This window comes from Vibrio sp. 2033 (assembly GCF_033339735.1).
The window spans coordinates 78,774-93,008 of sequence record NZ_JAWOVC010000011.1 but is presented as its reverse complement, the minus strand read 5'-3'; the positions used below and the strand labels follow the sequence as shown (position 1 = coordinate 93,008).

The 14,235-nt window shown below is 44.9% G+C and carries 9 protein-coding genes; 6 read left to right on the top strand and 3 right to left on the bottom strand.

What is annotated here, in order from left to right:
* Together putA and R7P74_RS15115 are read right to left on the bottom strand one after the other, a co-directional pair.
* Positions 1–3,132 carry a bifunctional proline dehydrogenase/L-glutamate gamma-semialdehyde dehydrogenase PutA gene (gene putA, locus R7P74_RS15120; protein ID WP_158173300.1) on the bottom strand — a complete coding sequence of 1,044 codons (3,132 nt, stop codon included), beginning with the start codon at positions 3,130–3,132 and terminating at the stop codon, positions 1–3.
* A gap of 406 nt (positions 3,133–3,538) precedes the next feature.
* The gene (locus R7P74_RS15115) at positions 3,539–4,351 is read right to left on the bottom strand and encodes an AraC family transcriptional regulator (RefSeq protein WP_017820064.1); all 813 of its coding nucleotides are present in this window, start codon (positions 4,349–4,351) and stop codon (positions 3,539–3,541) included.
* 963 nt (positions 4,352–5,314) lie between these two features.
* Between R7P74_RS15115 and R7P74_RS15110 the strand changes: the two genes are divergently transcribed.
* Positions 5,315–6,034, top strand: coding sequence for a helix-turn-helix transcriptional regulator (locus R7P74_RS15110; RefSeq protein WP_017820063.1), 720 nt, complete (start codon positions 5,315–5,317; stop codon positions 6,032–6,034).
* A gap of 73 nt (positions 6,035–6,107) precedes the next feature.
* On the opposite strand, the gene pdxH is transcribed toward R7P74_RS15110, so the two are convergent.
* Positions 6,108–6,743, bottom strand: a complete 636-nt coding sequence (pdxH, locus tag R7P74_RS15105; RefSeq protein ID WP_005374570.1) for a pyridoxamine 5'-phosphate oxidase — start codon at positions 6,741–6,743, stop codon at positions 6,108–6,110.
* A 115-nt stretch (positions 6,744–6,858) separates the two neighbouring features.
* Between pdxH and R7P74_RS15100 the strand changes: the two genes are divergently transcribed.
* From R7P74_RS15100 to R7P74_RS15080, 5 genes are all read left to right on the top strand, one after another.
* Entirely contained in the window at positions 6,859–8,733 is a 1,875-nt protein-coding gene (locus tag R7P74_RS15100; protein WP_054578584.1) for a sensor histidine kinase, read from the top strand.
* A complete protein-coding gene (locus R7P74_RS15095; protein WP_017634536.1) occupies positions 8,726–9,949 on the top strand; it encodes a sigma-54-dependent transcriptional regulator in 1,224 nt (407 codons plus the stop codon). Before R7P74_RS15100 ends, R7P74_RS15095 begins: the two co-directional genes overlap by 8 nt.
* Positions 9,950–10,122: 173 nt before the next feature.
* Positions 10,123–11,514: an HlyD family type I secretion periplasmic adaptor subunit gene (locus R7P74_RS15090; protein ID WP_225473588.1), complete on the top strand. Its 1,392-nt coding sequence runs from the start codon at positions 10,123–10,125 to the stop codon at positions 11,512–11,514.
* 114 nt (positions 11,515–11,628) lie between these two features.
* Positions 11,629–12,312: a transglutaminase-like cysteine peptidase gene (locus R7P74_RS15085; protein ID WP_005374561.1), complete on the top strand. Its 684-nt coding sequence runs from the start codon at positions 11,629–11,631 to the stop codon at positions 12,310–12,312.
* 5 nt (positions 12,313–12,317) lie between these two features.
* Entirely contained in the window at positions 12,318–14,231 is a 1,914-nt protein-coding gene (locus R7P74_RS15080; protein ID WP_182016056.1) for a bifunctional diguanylate cyclase/phosphodiesterase, read from the top strand.
* The last annotated feature ends 4 nt before the right edge of the window (positions 14,232–14,235 follow it).

The window sequence follows — 14,235 nt, the reverse complement described above, 5'->3', positions numbered from 1 at the left end:
TTATGCGTTTTCTGCTTGAGCAAGAAGATGTTGAGTAAATCGGAATAGGTAGTGTGGACCACCAGCTTTCGGGCCAGTACCTGACAAGCCTTGACCACCAAACGGCTGTACACCAACCACAGCGCCAACTTGGTCTCGGTTGATGTAGCAGTTACCTACTCGTGCATGTTTCTCAATCCAACGGTACGTGGTTTCGTTACGGCTATGGATACCCATCGTCAAGCCAAAACCCGTTTTGTTGATCTGCGCAACCACGTTCGGTAATTCAGACGCTTTAAAGCGAACAATGTGCAAGATTGGACCAAATTGTTCTTCTTTCAGCACATCGATGCCCGAGATTTCAAACGCACTTGGTGAGACAAAGTCACCATGCTGGCACGATTCATCCAGCTGTAGCTGAGCGACTTTAGTCTGTGTTTTGCTCATTTGCTCAAGGTGAGCGAGGAGTTTTTGTTTTGCATTGCTGTCGATAACCGGACCAACATCTGTTTTGTGTAGGTAAGGTAAACCAACATGCAGTTCATTCATCGCACCCTGAATCAGGTTGATCATACGGTCTGCTACATCTTCTTGTACAAATAGAACACGAAGGGCAGAACAACGCTGACCAGCAGATGCAAACGCCGAACGAATCACATCACGCACCACCTGCTCTGGCAATGCAGTACTGTCCACAATCATTGCGTTTTGGCCACCTGTTTCCGCAATAAACGGAACTGGTTTCGCGCTGCGCTCCGCGAGCGTGACGTTAATGCGTTGCGCCGTTGCCGTTGAGCCAGTGAATGCCACACCAGCAATAGCATCATGAGAAGTCAGTGCATGACCGATCTCAGCGCCGCGACCAGTAAGTAACTGAATCACACCAGCAGGGAAACCCGCATCAAGCATTAATTCAATAGCACGAGCGGCAATTAAGCTTGTTTGCTCAGCAGGTTTTGCAACCACAGTGTTACCTGCAATCAGTGCTGCCGTTACCTGACCAAGGAAGATAGCCAACGGGAAGTTCCAAGGGCTGATACACACAAACACACCAAGACCTTCACGGCTAGAAATGCGTTTCACACCGTCAAAGCCTTCTAGCTCAAATGGCTGTAGGTTTTGCGCTTGTTTCGCGTAATAACGACAGAAATCCACTGCTTCACGAACTTCATCAATGCTATCGTGAATCGTCTTGCCCGCTTCTTTGTGACAAATCGCCACCAGCTCAGCCAGATTTTCTTCCATTAAGTCAGCAAGCTTTTCTAAACAAGCCGCTTTTTGCTCAACAGGAACGGTTTTCCAATCAGAGAAAGCAGTTTGCGCCGCATCAATTGCAGCGGAAACATGATCAAGTGTTGCAAATGCCACTTTGCCGACTTCAATTCGGCGATCGTACGGTGCGGTGATGATCTCAGCCGCATTTTCCTTGATCATGCTTTCGGCAAAACGCTCACCATTGATCATCGGGCCTGCAACCCACTGATTGTCCATGAAGCTTTCTACCTGCGCTTCAAATGGCTTCGCCTCACTGTCGATATCAATGTTGACGCCATATGAGTTCTTACGCTCAGGGAAAATATCGGCAGGCAATGGAATTTTGTCGTTGTGTAGCGTGTCAAAACCCGTCAACACATCCACAGGGTGATGGGTCAACTCATAAATCGGACAACGCGCATCAACTAGACGGTGTACAAACGAGCTGTTCGCACCATTTTCAAGCAAACGACGAACCAAGTACGGAAGAAGATCAGCATGGCTACCGACAGGAGCATAAATACGTACTGGCTGACCGTACATTTTCATAACATGGTTATACAGTGAATCACCCATACCATGCAGGCGCTGGAACTCGTATTCTTTGTGCTCCGCCATGACAGCAATTGCCGTCACCGTGTGAGCATTGTGGCTTGCAAATTGTGGGTAGATATTACCGCGAACACCTTCGCTAAGTAGGAAACGAGCACAAGCTAGGTATGCAACGTCCGTCGCTTCTTTGCGAGTGTATACTGGGTAATTTGCATAACCCGCTTGTTGAGACCACTTGATTTCGCTGTCCCAGTACGCGCCTTTAACCAAACGCAGAGGAATAACGTCACCTTGTTCTTTTGCGAGTGCATTTAGCCACACCAAGACTGGTAGCGCACGTTTTGAGTAGGCTTGAATAACCAAACCAAACTTGCCCCAACCCTTCACAAGATCGCTACGGTATACTTTCTCAAATAGCTTCAGGGAAAGCTCAAGGCGATCCGCTTCTTCTGCATCGATTGTGATTGCAACGTCGACTTCAATTGCACGTTTCAATAGCTGCATTAGTGAGTCATACAACTCTGTCATTACACGTTCTTCATTTGCGACTTCGTAGCGCGGGTGTAATGCAGAAAGCTTGATGGAAATCGAAGGCGCAGGGCTGGTGTCGTTACCGTAAGTCTCGCGACCCACCGCTTCGATCGCCATTAGGTAATCTTTGAAGTACTTGTTCGCGTCCGCTGTAGTTAACGCCGCCTCACCCAACATATCAAACGAGTAGGTGAAACCTTTGTCGCGCATTGGACGACCGTTCTTCTGCGCTTCTTCGATCGTACGACCACGAACAAACTGGTGACCCATGATCTTCATTGCCTGATACATGGCTTTACGAATCACAGGCTCAGAGAATTTATTTACCAGACGGTTTACAGCCTGACCTGGGCTCTGGGTGCCTTGCTCACCAAGACCAACCACTTTACCTGTTAGCATGAGGCCCCATGTTGATGCGTTAACAAACACAGAGTCAGAGTTCTTCAGGTGAGATTTCCAGTCTGCGACACTCAACTTATCTTTAATCAAAGAATCTGCTGTCGCGGCATCTGGGATGCGCATTAATGCTTCTGCAAGACACATCAGCAAGATACCTTCTTGAGTATCTAAGCTGTATTCCAGCAATAAAGCATCAATCATCTGGATTGACTTCTTATCGGCACGAATGGCTTCGATAAGGTGGGTCGTTTGGGTAGTGATCGCCGATTTTTCATCCTCTGTCGGCGTCGCTAGTGGCAATAGTTGCTCTAGCCATTGAGACTCGTCCACCATATATAATGGCGAGATCAGTGACCACAACTTATCAAGCGGCTGCCCGATAAATTCCGGTGTCAACACGTTCGTAGCTGTAAACATGTGTGTTCCTCAATCTCACTCCTCGAAAACCGCTTCGAGGATTATCAATGGCTGGCAGTGTATTTTGAGGCCGATAAGAATACTTGTCAAAAACTACGACATTTTTGCCAAAAACTCGCTTTTATAACAAAACATCCACATAGTCACATTCAAATAGGTAATATTTTGTGTTGTAAATTTTAATTTTTTCATTGCATTCACAACAAAATATCAAGAATATCAATAAGATTTTTGTGAAGAGCTCGTTCTAAGAGAAAATGTAGGATCAAGTGGCATATCAACCACTGCAAAGAACAGAGAATTTAAAAAAACGAGAGATAGGTCACGTGAATAAAACATAAAAAAACCATGCATAGTGCATGGCTTTATTCTGATTGATGATTATTTGACCTAAAAAAACGCGTTGTTATCCAACTTGTTTTTTATAACGGGAAGGTGATATTCCCTGTAAGCGAGTAAAAGTATGAGTAAAAGTACTCTGGCTTGAGAAGCCAGTAAACTCGGCAATTTGCCCTAAAGAAAGGTGCCCTTGCTCGATTAATTCACGAGCCATGTCGATTCGCTTTCCAAGAACATATTGATGAGGTGTAATCCCCATCTGCTCTTTAAACAAGCAATGGAACTGACTTTCCCCAAGAAACACTCGCCCGGCCAATTGAGCCACACTAATCTTATGACTCAGGTGCTGCTCAATGTAACGATCAATCGCCTCCAAATCAAAGCGCGACTCTTTTCGACTGGTCTCAAATGCCGAGATATGGCGCTGCATTAATGCAATCACAGTGTCGTTACACGCACGACTTAACAGCAGGTCATCCGGATGGTTTCGCATTTCCTGAACCAACATCTGTATCAGCTTCTGAATTTGACTATCTAACTGGAAGTAGACATGGTCTCTCTCCAGGTTATTGATTTTTTGAAGCATTTCAGGATCATCATTTGTCGGTTTGGGCATATTCAGCACCAAAATATCCGATTGATTGATGACGCCACCGAAAGCATGATCAGAGCATGCGGTAACCACACAACCTTGACCAGGGCCGACAAGATTACCTCGCCCGCGCACTTCAAATTCGGCTTGCCCTTTTAAACCAATCACGATCTGCGTATAAGAATGATCGTGGCAATCCATATAAGACGGAAGTGTGATCAGCTCCGCCGGCTTTGGCAGAATAATCTCTTGATATGAAAGGATTTTTTGGTTATCTGAGTCACTCATTTTAAACAGTCGTCTTTACACGGTCAGCTTACGTCTTCGCATCATATACCTTCTTTGTTGGGTTGCAACTTTTACCCAACTCAATCGACAAGATCAAATCAGCATGATCAAGTTCATTTACATGATCATAGTTCCGGAACGATGATCATGCGAGGTTAATTTACGGTCAGTGAGCAACCAATTTTATTAACAAAAACGGATAGATAGGCAACACCTTACGTATACATAATCAATCAATGTAAAGATCCTTATTACCGAACAATCTGTTATTTTGTAAAACACCGTGCTCCATATTAGATAAGTCGCCCCTGAAACGGATCGAAACCCACTCTTAAGCTCAACATAGAGGGATTTCCCCCCTTACTAATATGCCTCTGATTCAATACATTAGTTATCGAGCTTTAAGATGCATACGATCTAAAGCTCTCGGTATCTCATTGATACCTCTAACTTACTTAGCAGACCCTCGCTAGGTAATTTAGAACCTCTTCTACACGTCGACAAGATTATATCTTGTGTTGCCAGCCCGTCTTCAGGCTGGCTTTTTTTTCGCTTCTCAACAATGAAAACAATGGCATAAGCTGATATCATAGCTTTTGTCTCACTGTCCCTCTCATATGCTTAGGTGCAGCTCTTTCGCTCACAAGTGATATAAACGTCAACCACATTACAACTGAGTTGTAGGAAGCATGATCAAGGACGATACGAGTTGTAAGCCGAACATTAGGCGGACATCCGTGAGCGCACATATCTGTAATGAAACAGACCATTTTCCCAATTAAACTCTTCGTTCCATTTCGTCGACTACCTGACGAAAACATCGAACACCTTGAATTTAATTGGATTGAGCGCCAATCAACGAACGTGTTCTAGCAACGTAACTGCCTACTTGGCAACATCAATACGAGCCATGTAACACGGACGTCTCTGTATTGGTAAAAGCAGTATGTAGTGAGTCCTTTTGTGAATATTTCAGTCGATACCATAGAACAATCCCTCCTTAAACAGCTACCAGGTTGTTGGGGATGCAAAGATAAAGATTCGGTATTCCTATACGTAAACCAGGAATACGCAGAACTGTTAGGGCACACGTCGCCCGAGGAATGCTTGGGTAAAACTGATTTTGATATGGCCAGCCCAACCACTGAATGCGCGCAAGAATTTCAACGCCAAGATAAACACGTTCTCGAAACTGGCGAGTCACTAAAAATTCTGGATATCCACCCTTATCCAGATGGCCGCTGGCGAGCACATATATTTACTAAAACACCGTGGCGAGATGACAAAGGCGACATCGTAGGCACCATTTTCTACGGAAGGGAACTCACCGACACCGCCGTGATTGAAGTCGGGTATTGGGTTTGTCGTGCAATCAGTACCAACCCAAATCAACAATCCATCTTTCGTTTTTCTGACTTACAACCAAAACCAGAGAAGCTCACATGCCGCGAGCAAGAAACGCTTTTCCTCTTGCTCTATGGCAAAAAGCCTCAATTTATCTCTCAGGTCATGGGCATATCAACAAAAACCGTTGAAGGTCACGTCGCACGCTTACGTAATAAGTTTGCAGCGAACAGCAAGAACGAGCTAATAGATAAAGCAATGGAAGCAGGCTACGGCTCTGTTGTACCCAAAACGCTGCTTAAGCATCAATTATCGGTTGTGTTGAATGGAGAGCGATAATTCGCATCGCTTCTACCTACAAAAACACCGCCCCAATTCGGCGGTGTTTGTTTATTCATGAGGGACCATAAGCCTATGGCGCTAAACGATCAATGTCCCAACTTCCATCATGCTGGGAGAAAAGAAAACGATCGTGAAGGCGATGTTCGCCACCTTGCCAAAATTCGATGCTCTTTGGTTTTACGCGAAAGCCACCCCAAAAGGTTGGTACTGGTATTTCACCCTTAGCAAACTTCTGTTTTAGCTCTAAAAACTTACCTTCCAACACACCTCTGGCAGAAATACGGCTACTTTGTTTGCTCGCGATTGCGGCCAACTGGCTCTCTTTAGGACGAGAAGTAAAGTATTTCATATTCTCTACGGCGGTAAGCTTTTCAGCCACACCAGTAATATGAACTTGGCGCTCTAACGGGTGCCAAGGGAAGTGCAAACTAATATTGCTGTTATGCTCTAGCTGCTGGGCCTTGCGACTGCCTAGGTTGGTGTAAAACACAAAACCATCTTTGTCGACGTTTTTCAATAGAACAATGCGTTGAAACGGCATGCCATTTTCATCAACCGTTGCAACTGTCATCGCAGTCGGGTCCGTTAAACCCGCTTCAACTGCTTGCTCTAGCCACAGATTAAATTGATCAATAGGATCAGCTTTCAAATCTTTACGACGCAGCCCACCTTTGGTGTACTCACGACGAATATCAGCAAGTTCCATCTTTACTCCTTCACTCGTTTTTGTCGATTGTGCTCCCGATACTGAGGAAATACAAGGACATCATTGTGCTTGTTATCGTTGCCGCTCACAGCATCACAGTGCGTCATTTGATACCATGACACAAAAAACCAGTGAGCCGATCGTGAACTTACTCAACCCCAAAGCCCTACGTCATTTTTTACTGCTACTGTGTGCCGTCGGCATTTCAGGGCTTGCGCTTACTCATCATTACGCAACTCAATACCAACATGATCAATGGCAACAAAAGCTAGAGAGACAAGCCGCGCAAGTGTCACAAGAAGTGGACTACGAACTGGCAAAGTTTGAACAGATACCAAACCTATTAAGTCACGACCCAAGACTACTCAAAGCAGTAGAGCGCGGAACGCCCTCTCAAGAGCTCAACCTACTGTTATCAGATTGGTTGAAGCAAAGTTTGGCCGATACGATTTACGTTCATGACCGCACCGGGTTAGTCATAGCCTCAAGTAACTTTCAGCAAGAAGATACGTTTGTTGGCTCTAGCTTTAGCTATCGCCCCTATTTTAAAAATGCGCGACGCGGTGAGCCCGCTCAATATGTTGGATTAGGCGTGCGCTCGAATAAACGTGGGTACTTCTTCTCATCTCCGCTGTGGGTAAATGAGGAAGTCGTTGGCGTGATCACAGTAAAAGTGAACTTGGAGCAATTAGAACAGCGCCTTTCGCAAACCACGACTGACGTACTCATTACAGATAAACACAATGTCGTGTTTATGAGCAATTTACCAGACTGGCGCTATCGTGCACTTTTCCCACTGTCATCGAGTGCAATAATTGAACTTACCGAAACGCGTCAATATGGCGATACCTTGCCCGAATATTTTGGTGAGTTGACGGCGCACAGTGGTGTCACGGAGTTTGATGACAATCAATTGCTTCTATCACCGAATTACCTCGCATACGCAACACACTTATTGGATAAAGGGTTTCGCGTCGTTGCCTTAATTAACCACAACAGCGTTCTTGCCGCCGTTTTACAGGCCGATATCGTCTTCCTGATCTTATATGCGCTCATTGCTCTAATTGCATTAGCGTGGTTCCAAACCCTAGTTAACAAAGCACGCCTTGCCCATCTCAATGTGAGCCTAGAAGAAAAAGTAGTGCAACGGACACTAGTTCTGAGTGAAGCCAACCAAAAACTACAACAGACCATCCGTCAATATGAGCAAAGCCAACAAGAGCTTAAACAAACACAACAAGAACTGACGCAAGCCGCGAAATTGGCACTGTTGGGCGAGCTATCAGCCAGTATTAATCATGAGATAAATCAGCCACTTTCCGCACTAAGAACCTATACCGAAAACTCGCAGCGTTTGTTGGCAATGGAAAAATACCCAATGGTCGCCGACAATTTGGGCAAAATGCTGACACTTAATGACACCATTTCGGAAGTCATTGCCCGCTTAAAAGTCTTTACTCGGAAAGCCACGCACGATTCACACAATGAAATCTCAGTACTGCACGACGCGGTACATACTGCCACCAGCATTTTGAGCAACAAGCTTATTAAGCAAGGAGTAACACTAAAAGTTCCGGCCATCGACTATGATGTGAAGCTGGCCATTCACAGCGTTGAATTAGAACAAGTGCTGATCAATCTCTTCCACAACGCGGCACAAGCGATGGAAAACCACTGTATCGATCCGCAAATATCCATTGCTGTTCAGTGTCATGATGACAGTTGCGACATTCTTGTTTCCGATAACGGACCAGGGATGTCAGACGAAGCCCTAGCAAAAGTGTTCGACCCATTTTTTACGACTAAGCCGGAGGGTCTTGGATTAGGTTTAACAATCTCCAAGCGGATTATAGAGAGCTATCACGGCTCCCTCTGTGCCTATAAACATCAGAACACAGAACAACAAGCAGGAGGGATGACCTTTATCGTGACGCTACCAATAGTCAATCAGAATAAACGTACCCCAGAAGTGGAAAACGACCATGAATAACCCAGTTTTCTTTGTTGATGACGAACCACACATTCGTGATGCCGTGTCTCAAGCCCTGCTGATTGAAGGGATAGACGTCACCTGCTTACCAAACGCAGTAGAAGCCTTACGCGTAATCGACTCAAATACACCTGCGATTATCATTACCGATATCCATATGCCCGTGATGGATGGCTTGGAGTTTATGCGAACTTTGCGAAGCAAAAACGATCACTTTCAATTCATCGTACTTACTGGACATGGAGATGTGAAAACCGCGGTAGATGCGATGAAAAGCGGCGCGTACGACTTTCTAGAAAAACCGTTTTCAACGGAACAGCTCATGAAATCGCTCAACAATGCCAGCGATAAACTGAACTTGTTGCAAGAAAACATCTGGCTTAAGAAAGAGCTCGACATGCAAACTCATGTTGGTCCGAAAATGATTGGTCACAGTAAGGCCATGGTTAGTATTCGTCGCGCCTTGATCAGTGCGCCTACAAGCCAGCCGCTCATTTTTGTAGGTCAAGATGGTACGGGTCGGCGACTAGCTGCACAATTTGCCCACGACATACATGCAACACCAGATAGTGAGCTAATCGCCGCTTCTGGTGAAGACCTCTATGAGCTTTCATTAGAAGCGCTCGACAAAGCCATACACCGCTTAAGTGAAGGAAAACGCCACTGCAGTTTGTACTTACATAGCGCAGAGCATGTATCATTTGAGCAATGGGAATACTTGTTCAAGCACCCAAAACTTGAACGTGTTTTTGGCGCGACCACCCAAGCCGAGCCGCCTCTAAAATCCCTGGCGACTCTAATTCACTTACCAACGCTCGATGAAAGAAAGGAAGATATAGGGCCTTTATACAAGCACTTTGTGCGCCACACCGCGAGCCGATATCAGTTACAGCCACCACATATCAGCCTAGAAGAAGTCAAACACCTCACCAATCTCGAATGGCCAGAAAACGTTAAGCAGCTACGCCAATTTGCTGAACTTCGTGCCCTCAAGCCAGATACTTTTAGAATGGAAGATTGGAATAGTGAGAAAAGTCTTGAAATTCAGAGTATGACTCAGCGCACAGAATACTTTGAATATTGCTTGTTATTCGATGCATTGCAAAGACATCGCGGCAGACTCAAAGAGGTTCAACTAGAATTACAGGTATCACGCAAAACCTTGTACGACAAACTAAAAAAACATCAGTTGGATAAAGCCAAGTTCAAGGCGTAATAGCTATACTCCGGCGCTAATTATGCTTTTGTTTGATTTAGAAAGTGTAAGAAAGCTCATTTGAAGAGAGAATAACCCTCTTCTCATATTTTATTAGCCGAGCATGCTGACATGATCGGTTAATAATAATAAGATCAAAAAGATAATCCGTAATTATATAAGCAGGGACTGTGATGAGCCAAGATAACTACAACAAACTCAACGATGAAGAGTTGGATTTTGTTGATGACAAAACTGCAGCATTGCTCCTCAATACCCCCAACAGCGCGCGTTTTATGCTCTGGGTTATGGTGCTATTTTTCATTGCAGCAATAGGTTGGGCATCTTGGGCTGAAATCGACAAAGTCACGGTTGGTCAAGGCAAAGTGATTCCCTCCTCACAGATACAAGTAGTCCAAAACTTAGAAGGTGGCTTAGTCAAAGAAATCTTGGTCAAAGAAGGTCAGTTGGTTGAAAAAGGCCAACAGTTACTGCTTATTGATGACACCCGCTTTCGCTCAGATTTTCGTGAACGTGAGCAACAAGTTGCCAACCTTACCGCATCTGTGCTGCAACTATCCGCTTCTATTAACAGTGTTGCCGTTAATCGTGATTTTGAAACGGAAAACTGGCGTCAAAGTGTACTACTTGATTACGGTAAACTGACCTTCCCACCAACCTTGGAAGAGACTCGACCTCAACTCACACAGCGTCAAAAAGCAGAATATCGCGAAGATCTAGATAATTTGCGCAACCAACTTTCTGTTATTGACCAACAAGTGCAGCAAAAGCAGCAGGACTTGGTAGAGATCCAAGCACGAGTAAGGAACTTGCGTCAAAGCTACCAATACGCGAAAAAAGAACTCGATATCACCAAACCTTTGGCAGACGAGGGCGTTGTTCCTCGTATTGAACTGCTCAAATTACAGCGCCAAGTCAACGATACCCGTCGTGAAATGACGTCCAGTGAGCTCAAGATTCCCGTATTGCAATCAGCGATTCGAGAATCCATGCTCAACCGTATTGATGTTGCACTCAAATTCCGCTCTGAACAGCAAGAGAAACTCAACAGCGCCCAAGACCAATTATCTGCTTTGGTTGAATCAGCGGTGGGCTTGGAAGATAGAGTAAACCGAACGGTTGTGAATTCGCCAGTAACAGGCAAAATCAAAACACTGAACATCAATACTGTCGGTGGTGTTATCCAACCTGGTATGGATATCGTCGAGATCGTACCAACAGAAGACACACTATTGGTAGAGGCGAAAATTGCGCCAAAAGACATCGCATTTTTACGCCCAGATCTTCATGCTATCGTGAAGTTTACAGCTTACGACTTCACAAAGTACGGCGGTTTAGAGGGTGAGTTGGAACATATCAGCGCGGATACCACTCAAGATGAAGAAGGCAACAGCTTCTACATTGTTCGTGTACGCACCGAAAAAACAAACTTTGGTCAAGATGCAGATTTACCAATCATTCCAGGAATGACAGCATCGGTCGATATCATCACAGGGAAGCGAACCGTTTTGGAGTATCTACTTAAGCCTATCTTAAGTGCCAAAACTAACGCCTTGAAGGAGTAAACCACATTAAGATACTCGCGATAGAGAGTATTGAGCGATAAGTGATTAAATAAAAAGCACTTATTTCTCACTGACGAACTCTCTAGAAGAGTATACTTGTGATACGAGTCGAATATGCGATCCAATTTGCAGCGTAAAGTTACATTATTAATCAGCTTAAGTTGTTTGTCGTTCCAACTTGGTGCGCTGAACAGTAAAGAACAACGATGGGTCAATACGGTCACAGCGGTGTACGGCGAACGTGCGGGATTGCGCGTAAATACATGGCGAAAGAACCTCGACTTATTTAAACAATTAGAGACTCATGAACAGCTCGCTGGCGTTAACGACTTTTTTAATCAGCTGTATTTCGTTGACGACATAAAACTGTGGGGAAAGACAGATTATTGGGCTACGCCACTCGAATTTTTAGGGAGTAACGCAGGAGACTGTGAAGATTTCACTATTGCTAAGTACTTCTCTTTACTCGAGCTAGGAATACCAGATTCAAAGATGCGCTTAATATACGTAAAAGCCATCGAACTGAATCAGTTTCACATGGTATTAGCTTACTACCCTACCCCAAGTTCTGAGCCGCTCATTCTCGATAATATCAATCCTGACATTGTCCGAGCCTCTAAGCGTAGCGACTTGCTACCGATATACAGTTTTAATGGTACAAACCTGTGGTTGATGAAGTCATCTGCTAGCACTGGAGAGCTGGCAGGGAAAGCATCACGGTTGAGCCTTTGGAATGACTTACGCTCGCGCGAACGTAAGTTGCAGTTAAATAAACCTAAAATTAACTATGACGAGTGAGAAACATGACCCTATATAAGAAGCTTGTGGTGGGGATGGTTACGGTCTTTATACTCTTGTTGGCATCAGTATTCGTAATCCAATTCAACACGACTCGAGACAGCTTGGAGCAACAGCAACGTTCAGAGGTCAACAACACTATTAACACCGTAGGTTTGGCACTGGCTCCTTACCTAAAGGACAAAGATAAAGTCGCGGTTGAGTCCGTGATTAATGCTCTGTTTGACGGCAGCACCTACTCCGTTGTTCGTCTTACAGCATTAGATTCTGACTACCAGATCGTGCGTACCTACCCAGTTAAACCAAGTACGGTGCCACAATGGTTTATCGACATGAATCTATTTAAAGCGATTCACGATAAGCGTGTTGTGACCAGTGGTTGGATGCAGCTCGCCGAAGTAGAAATCATTAGCCACCCAGGCGCAGCTTACGAGCAGCTCTGGCAAGGTTTTATTGGCTTGCTGTCTGTATTCAGTGTCATTTTTCTGGCTGGTTTAGTGGCAATTTCATATATCCTACGTCGCTCGCTAAAGCCGTTAACGGCCATCGTGAATAAAATGCATGAAATCGCGAATAACCAATTTGGTGAACCGCTTGCTCGTCCAAGAACCAAAGATCTTATCGCGGTGGTAGATGGCATTAACATGATGTCTGCTCAAATCGAGCTATCATTCAAAGAGCAAGCCAAAGAGGCGCAACGTCTGCGTGCTCAGGCTTACCTCGATCCTATATCTAAATTGGGTAACCGCTCATTCTACATCAACCAAATCGACCAATGGCTTGCAGAGCAAACGCAAGGGGGTATCGCGCTACTCCATGCTGAATACATTGGGGACATTTACGAGACCAAAGATTACCAACGCGCAGATGCCCACGTTAAAGAACTGTCTCAACGTTTGAAAAACACCATTGATGTACCGGGTGCCACTATTGCTCGCTTATCTAGTGATGAGTTCGGTTTGCTTTTCCCTCATATGGATGAGAGCGAGTTACGCATTTTATCGGACAGCATCGTCAATTGTGTGAACGGCCTAAATACTGACCCAACAGGCTTAGCAAAACCTAAAGCGTCACTAGGGGTTGCACACAGCAAAGATCAGAAAACGCGCTCTGAAATCCTCTCGATGGTGGACAACGCACTATCGAAAGCCAAAGCGCAACCAGACAAGCCATACGGCTTCATTGGCAGTGATACACCTTCTAGTTTGATGGGTAAACAGCAATGGAAAGCGTTGGTTGAAGAAGCCATTCATAGTGATTGGGTTAAATTCCGTTTCCAAGCTGCGAAAAACACATGGGGTAAAGTATTCCACAACGAAGTATTTTCAAGCATCGAAAAAGATGGTGAAACGTATCGTGCGAATCAATACCTATTCGCACTAGAACAGTTAGACGCCACCAACATCTTTGACCAGTATGTCATTGAATCAATGATTAAGATGCTAGAAAGTGGTGAACTTAATGACCCAGTCGCGATTAACATCGCGCAAAGCAGCTTGTCTCAACCATCGTTTATTCGCTGGACAACTAGCATGCTGGAAAAACACGCCAAAGTCGCCTCTAAGCTACACTTTGAAATTCCAGAGGAATGCTTTATCGATCAGCCTCACCACGCAGCACTGTTATGTAATGCCATTCGCCAATCAGGTGCTGAGTTCGGCGTAGATAACTACGGACGTAACTTCCAATCTTTGGAATACATCCAAGAGTTCCGCCCGAACTATGTGAAGCTCGATTACCTATTCACACACAACTTGCACGACGAAAAACAGAAATTCACGCTAACGTCGATCTCTCGTACTGCCCACAACCTTGGTATTACGACTATCGCATCGCGTATCGAAACTCAAATCCAGTTGGATTTCCTCACTGAACACTTTGTTGAGGTATTCCAAGGATTCATCGTCGACAAGGAATAAAAAG

What these genes read in the sequence shown, in the direction of transcription:
- putA (WP_158173300.1), bottom strand. Translation starts at nt 3,132, where the DNA reads ATGTTTACAGCTACGAACGTGTTGACACCGGAATTTATCGGGCAGCCG.
- R7P74_RS15115 (WP_017820064.1), bottom strand. Translation starts at nt 4,351, where the DNA reads ATGAGTGACTCAGATAACCAAAAAATCCTTTCATATCAAGAGATTATT.
- pdxH (WP_005374570.1), bottom strand. Translation starts at nt 6,743, where the DNA reads ATGGAACTTGCTGATATTCGTCGTGAGTACACCAAAGGTGGGCTGCGT.
- R7P74_RS15100 (WP_054578584.1), top strand. Translation starts at nt 6,859, where the DNA reads ATGACACAAAAAACCAGTGAGCCGATCGTGAACTTACTCAACCCCAAA.
- R7P74_RS15095 (WP_017634536.1), top strand. Translation starts at nt 8,726, where the DNA reads ATGAATAACCCAGTTTTCTTTGTTGATGACGAACCACACATTCGTGAT.
- R7P74_RS15090 (WP_225473588.1), top strand. Translation starts at nt 10,123, where the DNA reads ATGAGCCAAGATAACTACAACAAACTCAACGATGAAGAGTTGGATTTT.
- R7P74_RS15085 (WP_005374561.1), top strand. Translation starts at nt 11,629, where the DNA reads ATGCGATCCAATTTGCAGCGTAAAGTTACATTATTAATCAGCTTAAGT.
- R7P74_RS15080 (WP_182016056.1), top strand. Translation starts at nt 12,318, where the DNA reads ATGACCCTATATAAGAAGCTTGTGGTGGGGATGGTTACGGTCTTTATA.